19 protein-coding genes are annotated in these 23228 nt (G+C 69.9%); 6 read left to right on the top strand and 13 right to left on the bottom strand.

Features of this window, described 5'->3' with window-relative positions:
• The first annotated feature begins 95 nt into the window (after positions 1-95).
• A complete protein-coding gene (locus ACIRRY_RS04810; RefSeq protein WP_403967918.1) occupies positions 96-1325 on the top strand; it encodes a lactonase family protein in 1230 nt (409 codons plus the stop codon).
• Here the strand turns inward: ACIRRY_RS04810 and ACIRRY_RS04805 are convergent.
• Positions 1293-2018 (bottom strand): DUF2470 domain-containing protein, encoded by a 726-nt coding sequence (locus ACIRRY_RS04805; RefSeq protein ID WP_403967916.1) that lies wholly within the window; start codon positions 2016-2018, stop codon positions 1293-1295. The two genes, ACIRRY_RS04810 and ACIRRY_RS04805, sit on opposite strands and share 33 nt — an antisense overlap.
• 109 nt (positions 2019-2127) lie before the next feature.
• A complete protein-coding gene (locus ACIRRY_RS04800; protein WP_403967914.1) occupies positions 2128-2736 on the bottom strand; it encodes a TetR/AcrR family transcriptional regulator in 609 nt (202 codons plus the stop codon).
• A 108-nt stretch (positions 2737-2844) separates the two neighbouring features.
• Between ACIRRY_RS04800 and ACIRRY_RS04795 the strand changes: the two genes are divergently transcribed.
• On the top strand, positions 2845-4371 hold the full coding sequence (locus ACIRRY_RS04795) for a cytochrome P450 (RefSeq protein WP_403967912.1): 1527 nt from the start codon (positions 2845-2847) through the stop codon (positions 4369-4371).
• Here the strand turns inward: ACIRRY_RS04795 and ACIRRY_RS04790 are convergent.
• On the bottom strand, positions 4333-5163 hold the full coding sequence (locus ACIRRY_RS04790) for a pentapeptide repeat-containing protein (protein ID WP_403967910.1): 831 nt from the start codon (positions 5161-5163) through the stop codon (positions 4333-4335). The genes ACIRRY_RS04795 and ACIRRY_RS04790 overlap by 39 nt on opposite strands.
• A 5-nt stretch (positions 5164-5168) precedes the next feature.
• Positions 5169-6062: an RNA polymerase sigma factor SigJ gene (gene sigJ, locus ACIRRY_RS04785; protein ID WP_403967908.1), complete on the bottom strand. Its 894-nt coding sequence runs from the start codon at positions 6060-6062 to the stop codon at positions 5169-5171.
• Between the two features lie 145 nt (positions 6063-6207).
• On the opposite strand from sigJ, the gene ACIRRY_RS04780 reads away from it, so the two are divergent.
• Positions 6208-8376: a hypothetical protein gene (locus tag ACIRRY_RS04780; RefSeq protein ID WP_403967906.1), complete on the top strand. Its 2169-nt coding sequence runs from the start codon at positions 6208-6210 to the stop codon at positions 8374-8376.
• A 21-nt stretch (positions 8377-8397) separates the two neighbouring features.
• Here ACIRRY_RS04780 and ACIRRY_RS04775 read toward each other — a convergent pair whose 3' ends face one another.
• The 9 genes from ACIRRY_RS04775 to ACIRRY_RS04735 form a co-directional block, all read right to left on the bottom strand.
• The gene (locus tag ACIRRY_RS04775) at positions 8398-9006 is read right to left on the bottom strand and encodes an FxLYD domain-containing protein (protein ID WP_403967904.1); all 609 of its coding nucleotides are present in this window, start codon (positions 9004-9006) and stop codon (positions 8398-8400) included.
• 56 nt (positions 9007-9062) lie between these two features.
• Complete coding sequence (locus tag ACIRRY_RS04770; protein WP_403967902.1) at positions 9063-10367, bottom strand: alpha/beta fold hydrolase; 1305 nt, start codon at positions 10365-10367, stop codon at positions 9063-9065.
• Between the two features lie 101 nt (positions 10368-10468).
• Positions 10469-11500 carry a LacI family DNA-binding transcriptional regulator gene (locus tag ACIRRY_RS04765; protein WP_403967900.1) on the bottom strand — a complete coding sequence of 344 codons (1032 nt, stop codon included), beginning with the start codon at positions 11498-11500 and terminating at the stop codon, positions 10469-10471.
• Positions 11501-11588: 88 nt separating this feature from the next.
• A complete protein-coding gene (locus ACIRRY_RS04760; protein ID WP_403967898.1) occupies positions 11589-13001 on the bottom strand; it encodes a BNR repeat-containing protein in 1413 nt (470 codons plus the stop codon).
• A 19-nt stretch (positions 13002-13020) separates the two neighbouring features.
• Complete coding sequence (locus ACIRRY_RS04755; RefSeq protein ID WP_403967896.1) at positions 13021-13341, bottom strand: L-rhamnose mutarotase; 321 nt, start codon at positions 13339-13341, stop codon at positions 13021-13023.
• Between the two features lie 17 nt (positions 13342-13358).
• Positions 13359-14441, bottom strand: a complete 1083-nt coding sequence (gene rhaS, locus ACIRRY_RS04750) for a rhamnose ABC transporter substrate-binding protein (RefSeq protein ID WP_403967894.1) — start codon at positions 14439-14441, stop codon at positions 13359-13361.
• A gap of 125 nt (positions 14442-14566) precedes the next feature.
• The gene (locus ACIRRY_RS04745) at positions 14567-15544 is read right to left on the bottom strand and encodes an ABC transporter permease (RefSeq protein WP_403967892.1); all 978 of its coding nucleotides are present in this window, start codon (positions 15542-15544) and stop codon (positions 14567-14569) included.
• Complete coding sequence (locus tag ACIRRY_RS04740; RefSeq protein WP_403967890.1) at positions 15537-16577, bottom strand: ABC transporter permease; 1041 nt, start codon at positions 16575-16577, stop codon at positions 15537-15539. Before ACIRRY_RS04740 ends, ACIRRY_RS04745 begins: the two co-directional genes overlap by 8 nt.
• Positions 16578-16620: 43 nt before the next feature.
• Positions 16621-18138 carry a sugar ABC transporter ATP-binding protein gene (locus ACIRRY_RS04735; RefSeq protein ID WP_403967888.1) on the bottom strand — a complete coding sequence of 506 codons (1518 nt, stop codon included), beginning with the start codon at positions 18136-18138 and terminating at the stop codon, positions 16621-16623.
• A gap of 262 nt (positions 18139-18400) precedes the next feature.
• On the opposite strand from ACIRRY_RS04735, the gene rhaI reads away from it, so the two are divergent.
• From rhaI to ACIRRY_RS04720, 3 genes are all read left to right on the top strand, one after another.
• Positions 18401-19561 carry an L-rhamnose isomerase gene (gene rhaI, locus ACIRRY_RS04730; protein WP_403967886.1) on the top strand — a complete coding sequence of 387 codons (1161 nt, stop codon included), beginning with the start codon at positions 18401-18403 and terminating at the stop codon, positions 19559-19561.
• A 137-nt stretch (positions 19562-19698) separates the two neighbouring features.
• Positions 19699-21738 carry a bifunctional aldolase/short-chain dehydrogenase gene (locus tag ACIRRY_RS04725; protein WP_403967884.1) on the top strand — a complete coding sequence of 680 codons (2040 nt, stop codon included), beginning with the start codon at positions 19699-19701 and terminating at the stop codon, positions 21736-21738.
• Between the two features lie 8 nt (positions 21739-21746).
• The gene (locus tag ACIRRY_RS04720; RefSeq protein ID WP_403967882.1) at positions 21747-23198 is read left to right on the top strand and encodes a rhamnulokinase family protein; all 1452 of its coding nucleotides are present in this window, start codon (positions 21747-21749) and stop codon (positions 23196-23198) included.
• Positions 23199-23228: the final 30 nt, after the last annotated feature.

Here is a 23228-nt window from a genome sequence, read left to right as displayed (position 1 = left end):
CTCCGCAACGACCGTTGCCGGTCTTGCGCTCAACACGTTCTCCACGTCAAGGTTGCCGTGACGACCGAGGCGAGCGACGACCTGAGGGTGTGGGCATGACGAGTGATGCGGAGGCGTCACGCGAGGGCTGGAGCAGGCGCCGTTTCATCGGCGCCCTGGCGGGAACCGCGGCGGTGGTCGCGGTCCCGGCCCCGGCCGCACCACCGGCCGACCCCGAATCCGCTCCTACGGCGGACTCGACGGCCGCGAAGGCACCGGCACCCGCCGCGTCCCCCTCCGCCGGCAAGGCGTCCGGCCCCCGCCCGCTCCAGCTCGGCACCTACACCTCGGTCGACGGCGGCGGCACGGGCATCGGCCTGGCCACCTACGACCCGGTGACCGGCAAGATCACCGGTGCGGGAACACTCACCGGGGTCGCCGACCCGTCGTACCTCGCCGCGCACCCCGACGGCCGCACGCTGTACGCGGTCGACGAGCGCACGACCGGCGCGGTGACCGCCGTACGCCTGGCGGACCGCACGATTCTCGGCGCGCGGAGCACCGGCGGGGCGGGCCCCTGCCACCTGTCCGTGCACCCCGGCGGGCGCTGGCTGCTCAGCGCCAACTACACGTCCGGCAGCGTGGCCGTGCACCCGATCGGCGGCTCGGGCGCGCTCGGTGAACGCACCGCGCTGGTCAAGCACTCCAGCCCGAACCCGGGCCCGGGCCAGGACGGCCCGCACGCCCACCAGTTCGTGACCGGTCCCGACGGCGGCCATGTCCTCGCCGTCGACCTGGGCACCGACACGGTCTACACCTACCGCCTGGACATCACGAAAGGCACGCTCACCGAGGTCTCGCAGGCGCACACCCGCGCGGGTGCGGGCCCGCGCCACCTCACGTTCCACCCGGGCGGCCGGTACGCCTACCTCGCCAACGAGGTCGACGACACGATCGCGGTCTGCGCCTACGACCCGGCCACGGGTGCCCTGTCGATCGGCGCCCCGCAGTCCAGCGGCAGCACGGGCGACGCCACCAACTACCCGGCGCAGATCGTGGTGACGCCGAACGGCGGGTACGCCTATCTCGCCAACCGGGGCGACAACACCCTCGCCCGGTACGCCGTCGAGGCGGACGGCGCCCGGCTCAGGCTGCTCGACACGGTGCCGGTGTCCGGTGACTTCCCGCGGCAGATCGCGCTCTCGCCGGACGGGACGCTGCTGTTCACCGCGAACCAGAAGTCGGGCACGGTCAGCGTGTTCCACGTGGACGGCACGAGCGGTCAACTGCGGCTGGCGGACGAGCCGTTCGCGTCACCGGTCGCCGTCTGTGCGCTGCCGCTGTAGGGGGCGCGGGCAGGACGCGGCGCTGGCCTGGGTGAGCAGCACATGCATGCGCTCGGTGAGGTGGGAGACCGAATCGGCCGGCGCGTGAAACGGCAGTCGTACGTCGCCGTGGGCGCGGGCCCGCTCGATGCGCAGCGTCAGTCCGTGCCGGTCGACGGCGAGGGGCTGGACGCGGACCGCGCCGTGCAGGCTGTCGGGCTCGACGAGTCGGGTGAGGCGCTCGACCGCGTCGGAGTGGCAGTCGGCGAGGTGCGTCAGCAGTTGAGCCTCGGCCAGGGCCAGCGGGTCGGGTTCGGCGGCGGCGAACTCGTCGAGGTCGATGACGACCGCGCCGGTCGGCGGCCGGAGCACCACGCGCGTGGGCCGGAAGGCGAGTTGACCCTCCTCGGGCACGAACCACCCGGCCAGCCACAGCCGGGCCCGGATACGGTTGCGCACAGGGACGGGCGCGACGTCCGCGAACTCCAGGACGGCGGACGGCTCTCCGCGCGGCGCACAGATGGCGGCGGCCAACAGGGCGCTGTCGTCGGGTACTTGAAGGAGCACCCGGCCGTCGTCGTCGACGCTGTGCGCGCCGACGAACTCCTCGCGACCGCCCTCCGCGGTCACCGCGCAGGACCATGCGGCGGCGAGCACCGAGCGGGCTCGCTCGGCCGCGGCAGGCACGGCCGTCCACGTCTGGCTGTCACCCATCCTGAACCTCCTTAGGTAAGCCTTGCCTAACTTACCGAAGATCGGGGCGCACGCCAACCACGCCACGCAATGTCTCTCCCAAGTTGTCCAGGACGACCTCAGGACGGGTTCAGGGCGAGATGACTCCCAACAGCGCCCGCGCGCACAGATCCCGCACCTGCTCGCGGCTCAACTCGGGCCCCCGCAGCCACTCCAGACAGACGGCGGTGGTGAAGGCCAGCCACCCGCGCACCGCGAGCTTCGCGTCGGGCCGCTCCCCCACGGCCGGCCCGAACTCGGGATCGGCGGCCAGCGCGGCCAGGATCTGCCGCTCCTGCGCCGCCAACGCCCGCTGATAGACCCGCCGTACGGTCTGGTCCCCGGCCGCGTCGGCACGATGGAAGGCGCGGTAGCCGTGCGCGTGGGTCTGCACGTACTCCAGATAGGTGTCGAGGGCGGCGGCGAGCTGTTCGCGGGCGGGGATGCCCGGCACCGCCGCCGTCATCCTCAGCATCCGCTCGCTCTCGCGCTCGACGACGGCCGCGAAGAAGTCCCGCTTGGTCGGGAAGTAGTGGTAGAGCAGCCCGCGGGAGACCCCGGCGATCTCGGCGACCTGCTCGATCCACACATCGTCGTAGGGGTCCTCGGAGAACAACCGCGCGCCCACCGTGAGGAGTTGCTCCCGGCGCTCCTCGCTGCTGAGCCGGCGGCGCGTGCGCTCACCCTGATTGGCGGCCATTCCCGCACTTTACTTGACGTCGGTTCAACAGTGGGATCACACTGAAACACGCTATTGAACCCACGTACAACAGGCTCGAACTGCTGGTGGATCAAGGGAGATCGCGTCATGGCGGACACGACGACGGCGACGCCGACCGCGTTGCCGAAGGGATTCCGGGATGCCGAGCAGGGCTGGCCCCACCTCGACCGCATCCCGCGTCCCCCGCGCCGGGTCCCGTTCCTCGGTGACGTCATCGGCGCCGACCGCCGCACTCCCCTCCAGGACTCGCTCCGCTTCGCGCGTCAACTGGGCCCGATCTTCCGGCGGAAGGCCTTCGGCAAGGAGTTCGTGTTCGTGTGGGGCGCCGACCTGGTCGCCGACATGGCGGACGAGTCGCGGTTCGCCAAGCACGTCGGTCTGGGGGTCGCGAACCTGCGGCCGGTCGCCGGGGACGGGCTGTTCACGGCGTACAACCACGAGCCCAACTGGCAGTTGGCGCACGACGTCCTGGCACCGGGCTTCAGCCGCGAGGCGATGGCCGGCTACCACCCGATGATGCTGTCCGTGGCCGAGCGGCTCACCGACCACTGGGACCGCGAACAGGCTGCCGGGCGGGCGGTGGACGTCCCGGGCGACATGACCAAGCTGACCCTGGAGACGATCGCGCGCACCGGCTTCGGCCATGACTTCGGCTCCTTCGAGCGCGACCGCCCGCACCCCTTCGTGACCTCGATGGTGGGCACGCTCAGCTACGCGCAACGCCTCAACTCCGTACCCGCACCGCTGGCCCCGTTCCTCCTGCGCGGCTCAACTCGCCGCAACGAGGCGGACATCGCCTACCTCAACCGCACGGTCGACGACATGGTGCACACCCGCCGCGAGGCGAGCGGCGACGGAGACCTGCTCGACCGGATGCTCGACACGACCCACCCGGAGACCGGCGAACGCCTGTCCGCCGAGAACGTCCGCCGCCAGGTCATCACCTTCCTGGTCGCCGGCCACGAGACGACCTCGGGCTCCCTGTCCTTCGCGCTGCACTACCTCGCCCGCCACCCGGAGATCGCCGCCCGCGCCCGCGCCGAGGTGGACCAGGTGTGGGGCGACACTCCGAACCCGGGCTACGACCAGGTCGCCAAGCTGCGCTACGTCCGCCGGGTGCTCGACGAATCGCTACGGCTCTGGCCGACGGCCCCCGCGTACGCCCGCGAGGCCACCGAGGACACCGAACTCGTCGGGGTGCACCCCATGCGGCGGGGCGCCTGGGCGCTGATCCTGACGCCGATGCTGCACCGCGACCCCGAGGTGTGGGGCGCGGACGCCGAGGAGTTCGACCCGGACCGCTTCGACGCCAAGGCCGTCCGCTCCCGCGCCCCGCACACCTTCAAGCCGTTCGGGACGGGGGCGCGGGCGTGCATCGGCCGACAGTTCGCGCTGCACGAGTCGATGCTGGTCCTCGGACTGCTGCTGCGCCGCTACGAGTTGCGCCCCGAGCCGGCGTACCGACTGCGCGTGACGGAACGCCTGACCCTGATGCCGGACGGCCTGCGCCTGCACCTGGACCGCCGTACCGCGCCGGCCGCGCCCGCACCGAGCACGGTGGCCGAGGAGGTCCCGTCAGAGGCCCGCTGCCCAGTGCGCAGGGCGGACGACTGACTCCGGCAGCCTGGTCCCCGCGCTCCCCCGGGCCGCGTTGACCTGGGGCTGGGTGAGGAAGAACGCGCCGGTCAGATCGGCGTCCGTGAGATCGGTGTCCCGCAGATCGGCACCGATCAGATCCGCGCCGCGCAGGTCGGCCCCGGTGAGATCGGCGGCGATGAGACAGGCCCCGCGCAGGTTGGCCCGGCTCAGATCGGCGCCCTTGAGCCGGGCACCCATGAGGTCGGCGCCGCGCCGCTCCTTCTTCTTGCCGCGCGCTCCGGATCGCATCAACTCGCTGGTGCGCAGCAGGAGTTCGTTGACGTCCTGCCGGTGGGCGCCCACGTCCAGCGCGCCGAGCTGTTCGGGTGTGCCGTGCGTGAGTTCCTCGGTACGGGCCAGGGCCCGGCTCAGTTCGGGGTGGACGGACCGGGCGGCGGGCAGAGTGAGCGCCTCGGCCAAGTACCGGAGCAGTTCGTGGAGTTGGCGTACGACGGGGAACACGTCGAACATTTGGCGGGCCTGTTCCCGGGGAGCCGTACGCCAGTCCTGGCCGGCGAAGGTGACCTGTGAGACGTGTTGCCCGGCTCCGAAGCAGTCGTAGACGGTGCACCCGGTGAAGCCCGACGGGCGGAGCTTCGCGTGGATGCCGCAGCGGTGGTCTCCCTGGAGGTTCGGGCACGGCGTCCCGGGGGCCTTGTCGATCGCGAAGTCGGCCGAGGCGGCGAAGGGCAGCGCCACACAGCACAGCCCGAAGCAGCGCTCGCAGTCGCCGCGGAGGTCGGAGCGGTCGGCTATGTGATCTTCCATGGGGTTCACCGTACGGGCCCGTCGGCATCGAGGCGGGCCAGCCGGTCGGGGTCGGACAGGATGTACATCTCGGTGATCAGGCCGTCGGCGACGGTGACGCCCATGACGGACAGCACCTGTCCCTCGGGCGCGTTGACGACGCCCACCGAGCCGTTGACCAGGGCGAGTTGGGCGAAGCGGGCGAACGGCGCGAACATGAGCGCCTGTTCGGCGACCGTGCGCGCTCCGCGTATCGCCTTGGACGCGCCCGCGCCCCGTGCGAGGGCGCCGGAGTCGGCGCGCAGGGCCACGTCCGGGTGGAGGAGGGCGACGAGGGCCTCGAAGTCGCCCTCGCGGGCGGCGGCGAGGAAGGCCTCGACGATCTCGCGCTGGCGGGCGAGGTCGGGGGCCTTCGGCAGGTTCGCGCCCTGGACCCGGCGGCGGGCCCTGCTGGCCAGTTGGCGGGTCGCGGCCGAACCGCGTTCCACGATCGGGGCGATGTCGTCGAAGGGCACCGCGAACATGTCGTGCAGGACGAACGCGAGCCGTTCGGCGGGTTCCAGGGTCTCCAGGACGACGAGGAGGGCGAGGCCCACCGAGTCGGCGTGGAGCATCTCCTCCTCCGGGTCGAGTTCCGTGAGGGGTCTGACCACGGGGTCGGGCACGAAGGTCTCGTCGATGGGCTCCTCACGGCGTGCCGTACGGGAGCGCAGCAGATCGAGGCAGACCCGGCCGACGACCGTGGTCAGCCAGCCGCCGAGGTTCCTGATCTCGTCCGCGTCCGTGCGGCTGAGCTTCAGCCACACCTCCTGGACCGCGTCCTCCGCCTCCGGCACCGAGCCGAGCATGCGGTAGGCGACCGCGCGCAGCCGGCCCCGGTGTTCCTCGAAGCGGTCCGCCAGCAGGTCCTCGTCGTTCATACCGTCCCGTCCCCGTCGTGGATCCCGTGGTCACGTGCGCGAGAGCCGGGGTGATCACAGCACGTCCGCCGCCGCCATGGCCAGCCGGTTTCCGGCTCCCCCGTCCGTTTGCGGGGCGGGTGGGGCAGGACGACGATGGTGAGTCATGGACCCGGTCGGCGTCGCCTCCCGCAGGCTGCCGCGCCTCGCGGCCCTGATCCTGGCCGTTCTCGCCACGGCCGTCCTCACCACCGCGGCCACGGCCCGCTCCACTGTGGTCTCCCCGGGTTTCTACCAGTCCGTACTGGACGAGCAGAAGGCCTACGACCGCCTGTACAACCAAGTGCTGGTCGATCCCCGGACGGCGGCGGTCACCCGGGGGCTGTTGGCCCGGCTGCCGGTTCCGGAGGCCCAGGTCACCTCCAATCTCAAGCTGGTGCTGCCGCCGGAGACGGTCCGGGATCTCACCCGGCAGCAGATCGACGCCGTGGTGGGCTATCTGGGCGGCGAGCGCGACTCCCTGGTCCTCAAGGTCGAACTGCGGCCCGTGCTGGCCAACCTCAACGACCTGGCCCAGATCTACTTCGGTGATCTCGTCGCGTCGGTCCAGGACCGGCCCGAGCCCGACTTCGGGCGCTTCTCGACCGACCTGTCCACAGCTCTGGGTGCCGTGGTCGCGGGGCACGTGCCCGCCGGGCTGCCCGCCCTGCCGTTGACCGAGGCGCAGGCGGACCAGGCGGCCGCGACGCTGGTGAGCGGTCTGCCCGTCGCGGACCGGGATGCCCTGCGCCCGGCGGTCGAGGCGGCGCTCCGGGACGGCGATGTCGCGACCGCGCTCGCCACCGTGGCCCCCGCCGTCGTGACAGACCGGACCCGTACGGCCGCCACGCAGCTCCGGGCGGCCACGGACGGCGGGAGATGGAACCTCACGGACACCCTGGCCGCGTCCGGCAACGACCTGGCACCTCTCCACCGCGCCCGCGTCTACACCGCCGTCGGCCTCGGCCTCGCGGAAGCCCTCGCCTCGGCGTTTCTCATCGTCGCGCTGGTGGTGTTGTGGATCGGAGGCGGCTCGTCGTCTCCCGGCCGCCGACTCCTCCCGCTGGGCTGGTCGCTCGCGGGCGGTGGGGTACTGGCCGGGCTCGTCGCCGTCCTCTTCCGGCTGGTCAGCGGCGGGCGGGTGATCGATCCGCCGGGTTCCTGGCCACCGAGCCTGGCCCGGCTGGTCGACGACGTGCAGCGCACCGCCCTGGACCGGCTCACGGCCACCGCCCTGACGACCGCCCTGGTCCCCGTCCTGGCCGGTGCCCTCCTCACCGGCGTGGGCTGGGCCCTCCAGGTCAGGCCGCACATGCCCGCTCTCCCCCGCCTCCGCTGGCTGGGCCTGGCGACCGGCGGGGCCGCCGTCGCCGGCGTCCTGCTGGTGCCGTACGCGGTGACGCCCACCGCGTCCCGGACCTGCGAGGGCAGCGCGGAGCTGTGCGACCGGTCCTACGACGAGGTCGCCTACCTCACCTCGCACAACGCGATGTCGACGACCGTGGACCGGTTCATCGGCCCGCTCCAAGACCCGTCCATCACCGCCCAGTTGGACGACGGGGTGCGCGCCCTGCAGATCGACACCTACCGGTGGGAGCGGCCGGACGAGATCACCGCGCGGCTCACCGAGTCCGACTTCACCCCGGAACAACGGAAGTTCATCGCCTCGGCCGTCAACAAGGTCAATCCGCCGCGCGAGGGGCTGTGGCTGTGCCACTCGGTGTGCCGGGCCGGGGCGATCGCCCTGGTGCCCGCGCTGCACGAGATCGGCGACTGGATGCGCGCCCATCCGACCGAGGTCGTCACGCTGATCGTGCAGGACGCGATCAGCGGCAAGGACACCGAACAGGCCGTCGCGCAGGCCGGGTTGAGCGACCTGGTGCACACCCCGGACGCCGATCCCGCGAAGCCGTGGCCCACCCTGGGCGACCTGATCGACAGCGGGCGCCGGCTTGTCGTCTTCGCCGAGGAGGCCGACGGCCCGGCGCCCTGGTACCGGAACTTCTACGACTACGGGATGGAGACGCCGTTCGCGTTCCGCACGCCGGACGCGATGAGTTGCGTACCGCATCGCGGCGGCAGCGACAAACGGCTGTTCCTGCTCAACCACTTCATCACCATCGACGGCGGCAGCCGCCTGGACGCGGGTGAGGTCAACGCCCGCCGTTTCGTGCTCGACCGCGTCCACCGCTGCGAGCGGGAACGCGGTCGGCCGGTGAACTTCGTCGCCGTCGACTACACGACGATCGGCGACGCGGGCGGAGCGGTGGACGAGCTCAACTCCGGGCGCGGATAAGCCCGTCGCCGACGAACGTGCTCAATAGCGTTGCGCCTTCGCCAACTTGGGGGTCAGGACCGGCTCCGGCGGCTTGGTGCTGATGGCGACCGGCTGGGCCTTCGCGCCGGGGGCGAGGTTCTCGGCGCCGACATAGCGGGTCTCCACCACCTTCCCCGAGGAGTCGAGGAAGTCGACCTGGACGGCGTAGGACGCCTTCTTTTCGGTCTTGTTGGTGATGGTGACGAGGACGGCGAGGAGCCCGCCGGTCTGGGCGCGCGGTTTGCCGGTCATGGCGACCTCGGACATAGCGTTGCCCTGACCGTCGACGCCCTTGAGCTCGTTCTGGGCGTCCTTGCTCGCGCGGGCGACCTCGGCCGAGACCGAGGCCTCGAAGGAGGACGCCGCCGCTGACGCCGAGGACGCGGCGGCGGAGGCCTGTGCGCGGGCCGACGCGACCGCCGAGGAGGCGGCCGACTTCAGGGCCGAGGGGGTCATGCCCGAGAAGGATGCCTTGTCCGGAGTCGCGGACCGCGAGCTGCCGGAGCTGTCGTTGTCGTCGCCGCAGGAGACCAGCGCGACCGTGCTCGCCGCGACGACGGCGAGGACCAGGGCGGCCGGGCGGACCCGGCGAGGAGACGTGGTATTCATCGAAATGAACCTTATGTCGGAAATTCCGAGGTCACATCTCGTCGCCGGTCCCGGTCTCAGACCTCGTCGCGCGTGAGGGCGATCAGCCGGTCCAGGACGCGTGGGCCTCCGGACCGTACGCCGTCGTGCTCGAACTCGTCGGTGACCCAGGTGCGCAGGCCCCGGATGGAGCGGGCGGTCCGGAGCGAGTGGTCCGCGTCGACGTACATGTCGTCGTGGTACACGGCCGCGGCGACCGGAACCTCGTTGGCGGCGAGGCGCCCCGCGTCGTAGAGCGGCTGCCAGTCGGTGCGGGCGGCGAGGAGTTCGGCGGTGTCGCGGAGCGGGCGCAGGGCGGGGTCGCAGTCGAACATCCAGGGGTGGATGGTCTCGCCGGTGAAGAGGAGAGGACTGTCGCCCGCGAGGGTCTTGGCCGCGTCGAACTGCGGGAACTCGCCGCGCACGCGCTCCGCCGACCAGGCGGTGGGGCGGGAGTCCTGGCCGTAGGTCGCCTCGTGGACGAGGGCGTAGAGGGGGTGGCCGGCGAAGGAGAGGGAGTTCTGGACCTCTTCCTGGAAGGCGTCGGAGAGTTCGTGGCCCTGCGGGGTGCGGACGAAGGCGTTCTCCAGGAGGAAGTGGAGGCGGTGGCTGCCCTCCTTGCCGCCGAGCATGATGCCCAGGGACTGGAAGGCCTCGACGGTGAGCCGGTAGCCGTTCGGCAGGACCGGCTCGTGGCGCAAGAGGTGTTCGGCGATGCGGCGGGCGCGCTCCACGTCCTGCGGGTAGCGGTCGTAGTGGGCGACGACCTTGCGCTCGATGCGCGGGTAGGCGGCCCGGTAGACGTCGTCGGCGTGGGCGTCGAGGGACGGCAGGCCGCCGGTGAGGTAGGCGGTGCGCAGGCCTTCGGGGGCGGTGGACAGGTAGTTGACCGTGCAGAAGCCGCCGAAGCTCTGGCCCAGGACGGTCCAGGGGGCGCCGCCGGTGAGCGCCGGGCGGATCGCCTCGCAGTCGCGGACGATCGAGTCGGCGCGGAAGCGCGTGAGGTGCTCGGCCTGCTCGGCGGGGCCGCCGCGCAGCGGGAGCGTCTGCCGGTTGAGGGGAGTGGAGCTGCCGGTGCCGCGCTGGTCCAGGAGCAGGACGCGGTACTCGTCGAGCGCGCGGCCGAGCCAGGCCTGTCTGCCGACGAAACGATTCGCTCCGAATCCGGGTCCGCCCTGGAGGTAGAGCAGCCACGGCAAGTCCTCGCGGTGCGCCTTGTCGCTCGCGACGACCTCACGGGCGTAGAGCTCGATGGTCTCGCCCGTGGGGTCCTCGTGGTCGAGGGGTACGGCGAAGTGGCGGTCGGTGAGGACGACGCCGGGCTGGCGGTAGCTGACGGACAACGCGACTCCTGGTACGGACGAATGACGGGCCGCGTCACAGTTCAGCACATGCGCGTCCGATATCCGACCCCCCGGATCATGAAATCCTACTGACCGGCCGATCAGCGGGCGGCGAGACTGGAGCGGCGCACCACCAGTTCCGGCTGGAGGACGACCCGCCGGTGCTCGTGCGGACGGGCCGCCGGATCCGCCTCCGCCTCGGTCTCCTCCAGCAGCAACTCGGCGGCCAGGGCGCCCATGGTGACGGCGGGCTGGCGGACCGAGGTGAGCGGTACGGCGGCGGCGGCCGCGAACTCGATGTCGTCGTAGCCGACGATCGCGAGGTCGTCGGGGACGCCGACCCCGGCCGCGAACATGGCCTGGAGCACGCCGAGGGCGAGCAGGTCGTTGGCGCAGAAGACGGCCGTGGGCCGGTCGGCGAGGCCGAGCAGCCGGGCGCCCGCGTCCCGGCCGGCCGCCACGTCGAGCCGGTCGGTGGGCAGCTCGCGCAGCGCGTCGGGGTCGAGACCGGCCTCCGCGAGCGCGTTCTTCGCACCCGTACGACGGTCCCGCACCTGGTTGAAGCCGGGCGGGCCGCTGACGTACGCGATGGAGCGGTGCCCCGCGTCGACCAGGTGCCGCACGGCGAGCGCGCCGCCGGCGACGTCGTCCACGGAGACCGAGCACTCGGTGGTGCCCTCGGCGACACGGTCGACGAGCACGAAGGGGATGCCGTGCCGACGGAACGACTCGATGTTGCGTCCGGTCGCGTCGGCCGGGGTCAACAGCACGCCCCGCACCCGCTGTTCGGCGAAGAGCGAGAGGTAGTCGGCCTCCTCGACGGGGCTCTGCGCGCTGTTGCAGACCATCACGCCGAGCCCCGACTCGCGCGCGGCCCGCTCGGCGCCACGGGCCACGTCCACGAAGAACGGGTTGCCCATGTCGAGGACGAGCAGCCCCATGATCCGGCTGCGGCCGGCGCGCAACTGCCGCGCGGACTCGCTGCGGACATAGCCGAGGCGGTCGATCGCGGACAGCACCCGGGCCCGGGTCTCCGTGGCGACGGTGTCCGGACGGTTGATGACGTTCGAGACCGTGCCGACGGAGACTCCGGCGGCGCGGGCGACGTCCTTGATACCCACCGGCTGGGCCATCAGGCGGAGACCTCCAGGGTGACGTGGGACGGCGGGAAGGTCTTCACATTACCGCCATGACCTGTGGCGACTCCCGCGCCCGTGCCCCTCACGCGGGCAGGGCGAAGTCGACGACATGGAGTGCCGAGGGGGTCGTACCGCTCGACTTCTCCTGGTACATGAACGACAGCACGTTGTCCGCCTTCACGCGCAACTCGTCGACGACGACCTCGCCGAAGGCGTTCAGGCCGCTCCCGTCGTACAGCAGCGCCCAGTCGGTGTACCCGGAGGACTTCGAAGCGCCCGCGACACGGCCGAACGGCAGGACCGCGTAGGCGTTGTCGTACTTGTCCAGGACCAGCTTGGTGCGCTGGCTGGAGTTCAGGGCGATCGGGATCTCGGTCTTCTGCCAGGTGCCGGCGGAGGTCTTGCGGACGTGGAAGGCGCGGCCGTTGGCGGTGCGGTCGGTGACGTAGTTCGTGGTGCACTGACCGAAGCGGCCGGGCACATAGCTGATGATCGCGTGCGGAAGGCCGGTGGAGTCGGTGGCCTGACTCTCCTGGTTCATGAGGGAGTGGTCGGGATTGAGCGAGTCGACGACGAGACCGGCGTCCGTGACGGCCACGGTGTCCGAACCACCCGTGGTTCCTACGGCAGTTCCGGCGTCGTTGCGCCAACTGCGGCCCCGGTCGGTCGAGTAGACGTAGCCGGTGTCGTGGTTGGTGATGCCGCCGCTGTTGCACATCACGGCGGCGGCCTGCTCGCGCCAGGTGAAGAAGGAGTGCAGCCGGCCGTTGACGTCGTAGTCGATGCCGTGCAGGTACATGTTGCGGGCGGTGCTGGAGCCATGGGTACTGGTGTAGGTGCCGGTGGAGCCGCTCCACTCCCCCAGCGCGGTCCAGGCCGAACCGTCGTACTCCGCAAGGGCGTTGCGGCCGTTGCCGGAGATCCCGACGCGGTAGCTGAGCTGGAGCCTGCCTTCAGGGGTGGCGATGAACTGGGGGTAGGTGAACTGCGAGGTGAGCGCCACACCGTCCAGCGAGGTCCCTACGGCGCCGAGGACGGCCGAAGTCCAGGTGGTGGACGCCGGGTTGTCGAGCAGGCCGGCGACCGACTTGACGTAGAAGAAGCCGTCGCTGTGGGAGTCCATGTTGAGGTGGAGGCGGCCGTCGATCTTGGACACGCCCATGGAGATGACGTTGTGGGAGTCGTCGCTCTTGAGCTGGTGGGAGAGGGTGACGGTGGACCAGGTGGAGCCACCGAGCACCCGGCGGCCGACGACGGCGTACTTGGTGGACGTGTACCAGGCCGCGTACTGGTAGCCCTTGTAGGTCAACAGCCCGTTCTTCTGGAACGAGTTGTTGTTGACCAGGCCGTCGTACGAGACGAAGTAGACGGCCTGGGCGTCGAGTTGGGTGGTGCTGTTCTTGGTGACGGACGGGCCGGGGTCGGCCGCCCGTGCGATGCCCGGCGTTGCCACGGCCGCAAGTATGGCGGTCGTCAGCACGGCGCGTCTTCTCATGAGCGGCTCCTGTGGGGGATCACGCGAGGTGGAAGACCTCGGTGAGGGGCTTCATCGCTTCGTCGGGACGGGCGCCGTCCAGGGACTCGAAGAACGGCGCCATCTCTGCCTGCCAGTGGGAGTTGATGTCGGTGGCTTCCATGCCGGCCTGGGCGGCGGCGAAGTCCTCGGTCTCCAAGTAGCCGACCAGCAGGCCGTCCGTGCGGAGGAAGAGCGAGTAGTTGTGCCAGCCGGTGGCCGAGAGCGCGTCGAGCATCTCGGGCCACACGGCGGCGTGCCGCTCGCGGTACTCGTCGAGGCGGTCCGCCCGGACCTTCAGCAGGAAGCACACGCGCTGCATCAACATCCCTGTATCTGCTAGAAGTTGAACTGGTCGATGTTCTTCGCGTCGAACACGGTCGGCTTGCCGAGGCTGATCACACCGTCCTTGCCGATGGTGTACGACGTCCCGCCGGCCGTGAAGGTCTCGCCCTCCTTGCCGGTGATCTGCCCCGACACCAGCGCCACCGCGGTCTGCGCGGCGAGGGCGCCGAGCTTCGCCGGGTCCCACAGCTCGAAGCCGTCGACGGTGCCGTTCTTGACGTACTTGCGCATGTCGTTCGGGGTGCCGAGACCGGTGAGCTTGACCTTGCCCTTGTACTTGGAGCCGGACAGGTACTGGGCGGCGGCCTTGATGCCGACGGTGGTCGGGGAGATGATCCCCTTCAGGTTCGGGTGCTCCTGGAGGAGGCCCTGGGTCTGCTGGAAGGACTGCTGGGCGTCGTCGTTGCCGTAGGCGACCTTGACCAGCTTGATGTCCTTGTACTTGGGGTCCTTCAGCTCGTCCTTCATGAACCCGATCCAGGTGTTCTGGTTCGTCGCGGTCTGCGCGGCCGACAGGATCGCGATCTCGCCCTTGTAGCCGATCTGTTCGGCGAGCAACTGCACCTCGGTGCGGCCGAGGTCCTCGGCGCTGGCCTGCGAGACGAAGGCGTTGCGGCACTCGGGGTTGGTGTCCGAGTCGTAGGTGACGACCTTGATCTTGTTGCTCATGGCCTGCTTGAGCGCGGTGCACAGCGCACCCGGGTCCTGCGCGGAGACGGCGATCGCGTTCACCTGCTGCTGGGTGAGCGTGTTGACGTAACTCACCTGGCCGGCGGTGTCGGTGGCACTGGTCGTGCCCACCTCCTTGTACTTCTCGCCCAGTTCGGTGAGCGCCTTCTCGCCGCCCTTGTCCGACGTGGTGAAGTACGGGTTGTTGACCGCCTTCGGCAGAAACCCGACGGTGAGCCCCTTCTTGAGAGCGGCACTCGGGTCCGCCTTACCACCGGTGACGGCCGACCCGGTGTTCTCGTCCTTCACATCCTTCTTGGTGGTACCACCGCAAGCGGTGGCGACGAGGGTGAGAGAAGTGACGGCGACGACCGCCGCACAGGCACGACGAAGAGATGACTTGCGCATGGCATGGGTTCCTTCGATACGAGGGTGAGCGGGAGCGCCCCTTCAGGGGCGCGGGGCTGTATTGATTTGCGGCTACCGCCGCGTGAGCGCGACCGGCCACGAACCGGCCGCAGACGCCAAACGACCTATCCGGTGGAACGAGCCGCGGCCCTGGCAACAGTCACTTGCTTGGCGACCCGAGGGCCGAGCACCGAAACAACAAGCAGCACACCGGTGACGACGATCTGCGACTGCGCGGAGACATTGAGAAGGCTCATCACGTTCTGCAACGCCCCGAGCAGAAAGACACCCGCGATCGCCCCGCCCAACGTCCCCTTCCCGCCGTCGAAGTCGATCCCACCGAGCAACACAGCGGCGACGACGGACAGTTCGAGCCCGGTCGCGTTGTCATACCGAGCACTGGCGTAATGCAGCGCCCAGAACACACCGGTGAGAGAAGCCATCAACCCCGTCACCGTGAAGAGGATCAGCTTCTGCCGCCGAACCCGAATACCGGCGAAGCGGGCGGCCTCCACGTTGGCTCCGATCGCGAACAACGACCGCCCGAACGGCGTCGCGTGCAGCACGACCACCCCGATCGCGAGCAACACGAGGAAGGGCAGCAACGCCTGCGGCAAGAACGTGCCCCCGAGCCGCCCGGACGCGAAGTCCAGGTACTGCGTGGGGAAATCGGTCACGGCGTCGGAGCCGAGCACGATCTGCGCGATCCCCCGGTACGCGGCGAGCGTGCCGATGGTGACGGCCAGGGACGGCAGACCGAGCCGGGTGACGAGGAGCCCGTTGACCAGCCCGCAGGCCACGCCCAGCAGCAGGCAGATCGGGATGATCGTCTCGATGGTCATGCCGTCGTTCCACAGCTTGCCCATCACCGCGCCCGAAAGACCGGCCGTGGAGGCGACCGACAGATCGATCTCACCGGCGACGACCAACAGGGTCATCGGGAGCGCGATCAGTGCGATGGGAAGGGTGTTGCCGATCAGGAACGACAGGTTCAGCGCGTTGCCGAAGCCGTCCACGAAGGAGAAGGAGAACAGCAGCAGGACGATGAGGAGGGCGCCGACGACCGTGTCCCAACGGACCGCGTGCGTCAGGGAGTCAGGCATGGCGGGCGTTCCTCTTCTTCAGTGCGGTGGCCACACGCAGGGCGACGATCCGGTCGACGGCGATGGCGAGGATGAGCAGGATGCCGTTGATGGCGAGCACCCAGACGGAGCTGACGCCGAGGGCCGGCAGCACACTGTTGACCGAGGTCAGCAGGAGTGCGCCGAGGGCCGCGCCGTAGACGCTGCCGGAGCCGCCGGTGAAGACCACGCCACCCACAACTACCGCGCTGACCACGGTGAGTTCATAGCCGGTGCCGGTTCCCGAGTCGACGTTGCCGAAGCGGGCCAGGTACATCGCGCCGGCCAGTCCGGCCAGCCCGCCGCAGAACGTGTACGCGGCGAGGATCCGCTTGCGGACGGGGATACCGGCGAGCCGCGCCGCCTCGGGGTTGGAGCCGAGCGCGTACAACTCCCGTCCACTGCCGAAGTGTTTGAGGTAGTAGGCGGTGGCGATCAGCACGACGAGCGCGATCATCGCCAGCCAGGGCACCGCGGACAGTCCGCCGGAGCCGAAGTCCACGAATCCGCCCGGGAGATCGGCGGCGGTGATCTGCCGGGAGCCGACCCAGATGGAGTCGACACCCCGGATGATGTAGAGCGTGCCGAGCGTGACGACCAGGGCGGGCACCTGGCCGAGGCTGACCAACAGTCCGTTGACCAGGCCGAGTCCGATGCCGAGCAGCACTGCCAGCAGGATCGCGATGACAGCGTTGCCGCCGCCCTGGAGATAGGTGCCCGTGGCGAACGCGGTGATGCCGAGCGTGGAGCCCACCGACAGGTCGACGTTGCGGGTGATGACGACCAGCGACTGGCCGGTGGCGACCAGGACGAGGATCGTCGCGTTGAGGAGCAGGTCCTTGATGCCCTGCTCGGACAGGAACTCGCTGTTGCCGGCCTGAGTGATGCCGATCATCACCAGGAAGACGACCAGGATGGCGAGTTCACGCATCTTGAAGACCCGGTCGACCAGCCGGGTGCTGCTCGACTCGGGCACCTCGGCGGCGGGCGCGGGATTGGGAGCGGTGACCGTCATACGGCGGCCCTCCCGGAAGCTGCGGTCGTCATGAAGGACCTGGTCATACGGCGGCCCTCCCGGTGGCTGCGGCCATCACGGTTTCCTCGGTGGCTTCGGAGCGGGGGATCTCGGCGGTGAGGCGGCCCTCGTGCATCACCAGCACACGGTCGGCCATGCCGAGGATCTCGGGCAGATCGGAGGAGATCATCAGGACGGCGACCCCGTCGGCGGCCAACTCGCTGAGCAGCCGGTGCACTTCGGCCTTCGTCCCGACATCGATGCCACGGGTCGGTTCATCGACGATCAGCACCTTCGGACCAGTGGCCAGCCACTTGGCGAGGACGACCTTCTGCTGGTTGCCGCCGGAGAGGGTGTTGACGGTGTCGGCGATCCGCGCGTACTTGACGTGCAGCTTCACCGCCCAGTCGAGGGAACGGCTGCGTTCGGCGCCCCGGTCGACGAGGCCCGCCTTCACGGTCGTACGCAGGCCGGTCAGGCCGATGTTGCGCTCGATGGACATGTCCATCACCAGGCCCTGGGCGCGCCGGTCCTCGGGGACCAGGGCGAGGCCCGCGGCCATCGCGGTCGAAGGGGCGCCGTTCGTCAGCGACCTGCCGTCCACCTCGACCCCGCCCGCGTCCCACCGGTCGATGCCGAAGACGGCCCGCGCCACCTCGGTACGGCCGGCGCCGACGAGCCCGGCCAGGCCGACGATCTCCCCGCGCCGTACATCGAAGGAGACGTCGGTGAAGACGCCCTCGCGGGTCAACCGTTTGACGCTCAGGGCGACTTCGCCCGGTTCGACGTCCTGCTTGGGGTACAGCTCGTCGAGGTCGCGGCCGACCATGCGGCGTACGAGATCGTCCTCGGTCATTCCCTCGATCGGTTCGCTGGAGATCAGGGCGCCGTCGCGCAGGGTCGTGACGCGCCGGCAGATCTGGAAGATCTCCTCCAGGCGGTGCGAGATGAACAGGACGGCGGCGCCCTGTTCGCGCAGGGTGCGGACCACGCCGAAGAGGCGGGCCACCTCGCTGCCGGTGAGGGCGGCCGTCGGCTCGTCCATGATGAGGACGCGGGCGTCGAAGGAGAGCGCCTTGGCGATCTCCACGATCTGCTGGTCGGCGATGGAGAGGCCGCGCGCCGGGCGGTCGGGGTCCAGTTCGACGCCGAGCCGCTTCATCAGCTCCGCGGTCGCCGCGTACGTGGCCTTGTGGTCGATACGGCCCAGGGCGCGGCGGGGCTGGCGCCCCATGAAGATGTTCTCGGCGATCGACAGGTCGGGAAAGAGGGTCGGTTCCTGGTAGATCACGGCGATACCCGCGTCGCGGGCGTCACCGGGGCCGTGGAAGAGGACGGGCGCGCCGTCGAGCAGCACCTGGCCGGCGTCGGGCCGGTGCACACCGGCGAGGGTCTTGATGAGAGTGGACTTGCCCGCGCCGTTCTCACCGGCGAGTGCGTGCACCTCACCGGGGAACAGTTCGAGGGACACGTCCCGCAGGGCGCGCACCGCGCCGAAGGACTTGGAGATGCCCTTGAGCGCGAGCACCGGGGCCGGACCCGTGTCTGACGGGTGGGTCATGAGGGGCTCCTCGACGACGCCGGCGGGTAGGCCCTCACAGCGTCGTGAAAGGTTTCAACTTGGTTGCCGGGACGTTAGGCGCGTCGGCGTTGTCACGTCAATGGGTCCGCCTCGAAAAACTTTCGATAGCCAAAGGTCACGTTGAAGTCACGGGACACAGGCTTCGCCGTAGGACTTGACACCCCTTCGGGACGCTCATAGCTTCGCTCTCTGAATCGTTTCATACATACGTCGTTCCGTCGCACGTCACAGGAGCCCTCAAGTGACCGAGCTCGCCGCGGTGAAGGCCGCTCTCAAGACCCAGGCAGTCGAGACGCCTTCGTGGGCGTACGGGAACTCGGGGACCCGGTTCAAGGTCTTCGCCCAGGAGGGCGTGCCGCGCACCCCGCAGGAGAAGCTGGAGGACGCGGCCAAGGTCCACGAGTTCACCGGCGTGGCGCCGACGGTCGCCCTGCACATCCCCTGGGACCGGGTCGACGACTTCGCGGCGCTGGGCAAGTTCGCGCAGGACCACGGGCTGAAGCTCGGCGCGATCAACTCCAACACGTTCCAGGACGACGACTACCGGCTCGGCAGCGTCTGCCATCCCGACGCGGCGGTGCGGCGCAAGGCGCTCGACCATCTGCTGGAGTGCGTCGACATCATGGACGCGACGGGCTCCGCCGATCTCAAGTTGTGGTTCGCGGACGGTACGAACTATCCGGGGCAGGACGACCTCTCCGCGCGGCAGGACCGGTTGGCTGAGGCGCTCGCTGCGGTGTACGCGCGGCTGGGGGACGGGCAGCGGATGCTGCTGGAGTACAAGTTCTTCGAGCCGGCCTTTTACGCGACCGATGTTCCTGACTGGGGGACGGCTTACGCGCATTGTCTGAAGCTCGGGCCGAAGGCGCAGGTCGTGGTCGACACCGGGCATCACGCTCCCGGCACCAATATCGAGTTCATCGTGGCGACGCTGCTCCGTGAGGGGAAGCTCGGGGCGTTCGACTTCAACTCGCGGTTCTATGCGGACGACGATCTGATGGTGGGGGCGGCTGATCCGTTTCAGTTGTTCCGGATCATGTACGAGGTGATTCGGGGTGGGGGGTTCACTCCGGATGTGGCGTTCATGCTGGATCAGTGTCACAACATCGAGGCGAAGATTCCGGCGATCATTCGGTCGGTGATGAATGTGCAGGAGGCTACGGCGAAGGCGCTGCTCGTGGACGCGGTGGCGTTGGGTGCGGCGCAGCGGGCTGGGGATGTGCTGGAGGCGAATGCCGTGGTGATGGACGCGTACAACACGGATGTGCGGCCGTTGCTCAGGGAGTTGCGGGAGGAGCAGGGGCTTGCTCCTGACCCCATTGCTGCGTATCGCGCCGGCGGGTGGCAGGAGCGGATTGTCGCTGAGCGGGTTGGGGGGCAGCAGGCGGGTTGGGGGGCGTAAGCGTCTGCCGGGATCTGTTGAATGCGGGGTGCGGGTCCGTTGTGGCTGGTCGCGCCCACGCGGCGGAGCCGCACATTGAAACAGCCCCGCGCCCCTAGGGAATTAAAGTCACCACTCTTGAAAAGGACTGGACGTTCATGGCACCGCACCACGAAGCCGCCGATCTCATCGCCCGTTCTCATCGGCTTGGCGCTGATGCTCGCAATACCAATTACGCCGGCGGGAACGCGTCCGCGAAGGGGACTGACATCGACCCCGTCACCGGGGGTGATGTCGAGCTGATGTGGGTGAAGGGGTCCGGAGGGGATCTCGGGACGCTTACCGAATCCGGGCTCGCCGTGTTGCGGCTGGATCGGATGCGGGCCCTGGTCGATGTGTATCCGGGGGTCGAGCGCGAGGACGAGATGGTGGGGGCGTTCGACTACTGCCTGCATGGGAAGGGGGGTGCGGCGCCCTCCATCGATACGGCCATGCACGGGCTCGTGGGCGCGGCTCATGTCGATCATCTGCATCCTGACTCGGGGATCGCGCTGGCTTGTGCCGCCGACGGGGAGAAGCTGACCGCCGAGTGTTTCGGGGACTCCGTGGTGTGGGTGCCCTGGCGGCGGCCCGGGTTTCAGCTGGGGCTGGACATCGCCGCCGTCAAGGAGGCCAATCCGCAGGCCGTCGGGTGTGTGCTCGGGGGGCACGGGATCACCGCGTGGGGTGCGAGTTCCGAGGAGTGCGAGAGGAACTCGCTGCACATCATTCGTACCGCTGAGGTGTTCCTCGCCGAGCGTGGAAGGCCCGAGCCCTTCGGGCCCGTCGTCGAGGGGTACGGTCCGCTCGGCGACGGTGAGCGGCGGGAGCGCGCCGCCGCGCTCGCGCCGTATGTTCGTGCCGTCGCCTCTCAAGACCGGGCGCAGGTGGGGCACTTCACCGATTCCGAGGTCGTGCTCGATTTTCTCGCGCGGGCCGAGCATCCGCGGCTCGCGGCGCTCGGTACCTCGTGCCCCGATCACTTTCTGCGGACCAAGGTCAGGCCGCTCGTTCTCGATCTGCCGCCCACCGCTCCGCTGGACGAGGCGATCGCCCGGCTGAAGGAGCTGCACTCCGTCTATCGCGAGGAGTACGCCGCCTACTACCAGCGGCATGCCCTGCCCGACTCCCCCGCGATGCGGGGCGCCGATCCGGCGATCGTGCTGATCCCCGGCGTGGGCATGTTCTCCTTCGGCAAGGACAAGCAGACGGCGCGGGTGGCCGGCGAGTTCTACGTCAACGCCATCAACGTGATGCACGGCGCCGAGGCCGTGTCGGCGTACGCGCCGATCGAGGAGTCGGAGAAGTTCCGCATCGAGTACTGGGCCCTGGAAGAGGCCAAGTTGCAGCGGATGCCGAAGCCCAAGCCGCTCGCCACGCGCATCGCGCTCGTCACCGGTGCGGGCAGTGGGATCGGGAAGTCCATCGCCCGGCGGCTGGTCGACGAGGGCGCGTGCGTCGTGATCGCCGATCTCGACGCCGAGAACGCGGCCTCCGTCGCCGAGGAACTCGGCGGGCCCGACAAGGCCGTTGCCGTCACTGTCGATGTGACGGACGAGGGGCAGATCGCCGCAGCCTTCAAGTCCGCTCTGCTCGCCTTCGGTGGGGTCGATCTCGTCGTCAACAACGCGGGGATCTCCATCTCCAAGCCCCTGCTGGAGACTTCGGCCCGGGACTGGGACCTCCAGCACGACATCATGGCCCGTGGTTCGTTCCTGGTCTCGCGTGAGGCCGCCCGGGCGATGATCGCCCAGGGGCTCGGCGGTGACATCCTCTACATCGCGTCCAAGAACGCCGTGTTCGCCGGTCCCAACAACATCGCGTACTCGGCGACCAAGGCCGACCAGGCCCATCAAGTACGGCTGCTGGCGGCCGAGTTGGGCGAGCACGGCATCCGGGTCAACGGGATCAACCCGGACGGTGTCGTGCGGGGTTCGGGGATCTTCGCGGGCGGCTGGGGTGCGCAGCGGGCGGCGACCTACGGGATCGAGGAGGAGAAGCTCGGCGAGTTCTACGCCCAGCGGACCATCCTGAAGCGTGAGGTGTTGCCGGAGCATGTCGCCAACGCCGTCTTCGCCCTCACGGGTGGGGACTTGACGCACACCACCGGGCTGCATGTCCCGGTCGACGCCGGCGTTGCGGCCGCCTTCCTTCGGTGAGCGCGGACATGAAGGCGTATGCCGCGGTCGACCTCGGCGCGTCCAGTGGGCGGGTCATGGTCGGCCATGTGGGTCCGGACTCCCTGGAGTTGGCGGAGGCGCATCGCTTTCCCAACCGGCCCCTCCGCACGCCCGAGGGGCTGCGCTGGGACATCCTCGCGCTGTACGCGGGTGTCCTCGACGGGCTCCGGGCGGCGGGCGCGGTCACCGGTGGGCGGCTCGACTCGGTCGGCATCGACAGCTGGGCCGTGGACTACGGGCTGTTGGACGCGGACGGGGCCTTGTTGGGCAATCCCGTGCACTATCGGGACGCCCGCACGGAGGGGGTCGCCGAGAAGGTGTGGGCGACCGTGCCCGCGAGCGAGTTGTACGCGTCGACCGGGTTGCAGTACGCGCCCTTCAACACCCTGTACCAGTTGGCGGCGGCCCGCGACTCGGCCCAGCTGGCGCACGCCGAGCGGCTGTTGCTCATTCCCGATCTGCTGTCGTACTGGCTCACCGGGGAGCAGGGCACCGAGCTGACGAACGCCTCCACCACCCAACTCATCGATCCCCGGACGCGCGACTGGGCGTACGGCATCGCCTCGCGGCTCGGTGTCGACCTCGGGCTGTTCGCTCCTCTGCGGCAACCCGGCGATCCGGCGGGGGTGTTGCGGGCCGAGGTGGTGGAGGAGACGGGACTGGAGGGGCCCGTGGCGGTGACGGCGGTCGGATCGCACGACACCGCGTCAGCTGTCGCCGCCGTTCCGGCAGTCGAGGAGCGGTTCGCCTATATCTGTACCGGGACCTGGTCCCTGGCCGGCCTTGAGCTCGACGCTCCGGTACTCGGTGAGGCGAGCCGGATCGCCAACTTCACCAACGAGCTGGGGCTCGACGGCACGGTCCGCTATCTGCGCAACATCATGGGGCTGTGGCTGCTTCAGGAGTGTGTACGGGCCTGGGGCGAGCCGGAGTTGGGAGAGCTGCTGCGCGGGGCGGCCCGGGTTCCGGCGTTGCGGTCGGTCGTGGACGCGGGGGACTCGGCGTTCCTGGCGCCGGGGCGGATGCCTGAGCGGATCGCCGACGCCTGTCGTGGCTCGGGGCAGCCGGTGCCGGAGTCCCGGGCGGAGATCACGCGCTGCATTCTCGACTCCCTCGCGCTCGCCCATCGGCGGGCGGTCTGCGACGCCCAGGAGCTCGCCGGCCATCCGGTCGACGTCGTGTACGTCGTCGGGGGCGGTACCCGTAACGCGCTGCTGTGCCAACTGACCGCCGACGCCTGCGGGTTGCCGGTGGTCGCGGGGCCGACCGAGGCTGCCGCGCTGGGCAATGTGCTCGTCCAGGCGCGGGCCCACGGGCTCGTCGGTGACCTGGCCGGGATGCGGGGGCTCCTCGCCCGTACTCAGCCGTCCACGCGCTACGAGCCGCAGGGCGACACCGCCCGCTGGCGGGCGGCGGAGGCCCGGCTCGCCGCGCGGTGAAGCGGGGCCCAGGAAAATCCCCTCCGGATC

It is taken from the genome of Streptomyces sp. NPDC101776 (assembly GCF_044766845.1).
Classification (GTDB): domain Bacteria; phylum Actinomycetota; class Actinomycetes; order Streptomycetales; family Streptomycetaceae; genus Streptomyces.
Note: the sequence above shows the minus strand (reverse complement) of the source record. Positions and strands in the feature narration are given on the sequence as shown.

What these genes read in the sequence shown, in the direction of transcription:
- ACIRRY_RS04765 (WP_403967900.1), bottom strand. Translation starts at nt 11,500, where the DNA reads ATGGCCCAGCCGGTGGGTATCAAGGACGTCGCCCGCGCCGCCGGAGTC.
- ACIRRY_RS04790 (WP_403967910.1), bottom strand. Translation starts at nt 5,163, where the DNA reads ATGGAAGATCACATAGCCGACCGCTCCGACCTCCGCGGCGACTGCGAG.
- ACIRRY_RS04745 (WP_403967892.1), bottom strand. Translation starts at nt 15,544, where the DNA reads ATGCCTGACTCCCTGACGCACGCGGTCCGTTGGGACACGGTCGTCGGC.
- ACIRRY_RS04720 (WP_403967882.1), top strand. Translation starts at nt 21,747, where the DNA reads ATGAAGGCGTATGCCGCGGTCGACCTCGGCGCGTCCAGTGGGCGGGTC.
- ACIRRY_RS04740 (WP_403967890.1), bottom strand. Translation starts at nt 16,577, where the DNA reads ATGACGGTCACCGCTCCCAATCCCGCGCCCGCCGCCGAGGTGCCCGAG.
- ACIRRY_RS04780 (WP_403967906.1), top strand. Translation starts at nt 6,208, where the DNA reads ATGGACCCGGTCGGCGTCGCCTCCCGCAGGCTGCCGCGCCTCGCGGCC.
- ACIRRY_RS04805 (WP_403967916.1), bottom strand. Translation starts at nt 2,018, where the DNA reads ATGGGTGACAGCCAGACGTGGACGGCCGTGCCTGCCGCGGCCGAGCGA.
- ACIRRY_RS04725 (WP_403967884.1), top strand. Translation starts at nt 19,699, where the DNA reads ATGGCACCGCACCACGAAGCCGCCGATCTCATCGCCCGTTCTCATCGG.
- ACIRRY_RS04795 (WP_403967912.1), top strand. Translation starts at nt 2,845, where the DNA reads ATGGCGGACACGACGACGGCGACGCCGACCGCGTTGCCGAAGGGATTC.
- ACIRRY_RS04810 (WP_403967918.1), top strand. Translation starts at nt 96, where the DNA reads ATGACGAGTGATGCGGAGGCGTCACGCGAGGGCTGGAGCAGGCGCCGT.
- ACIRRY_RS04760 (WP_403967898.1), bottom strand. Translation starts at nt 13,001, where the DNA reads ATGAGAAGACGCGCCGTGCTGACGACCGCCATACTTGCGGCCGTGGCA.
- ACIRRY_RS04755 (WP_403967896.1), bottom strand. Translation starts at nt 13,341, where the DNA reads ATGCAGCGCGTGTGCTTCCTGCTGAAGGTCCGGGCGGACCGCCTCGAC.
- ACIRRY_RS04775 (WP_403967904.1), bottom strand. Translation starts at nt 9,006, where the DNA reads ATGAATACCACGTCTCCTCGCCGGGTCCGCCCGGCCGCCCTGGTCCTC.
- ACIRRY_RS04735 (WP_403967888.1), bottom strand. Translation starts at nt 18,138, where the DNA reads ATGACCCACCCGTCAGACACGGGTCCGGCCCCGGTGCTCGCGCTCAAG.
- rhaS (WP_403967894.1), bottom strand. Translation starts at nt 14,441, where the DNA reads ATGCGCAAGTCATCTCTTCGTCGTGCCTGTGCGGCGGTCGTCGCCGTC.
- sigJ (WP_403967908.1), bottom strand. Translation starts at nt 6,062, where the DNA reads ATGAACGACGAGGACCTGCTGGCGGACCGCTTCGAGGAACACCGGGGC.
- ACIRRY_RS04800 (WP_403967914.1), bottom strand. Translation starts at nt 2,736, where the DNA reads ATGGCCGCCAATCAGGGTGAGCGCACGCGCCGCCGGCTCAGCAGCGAG.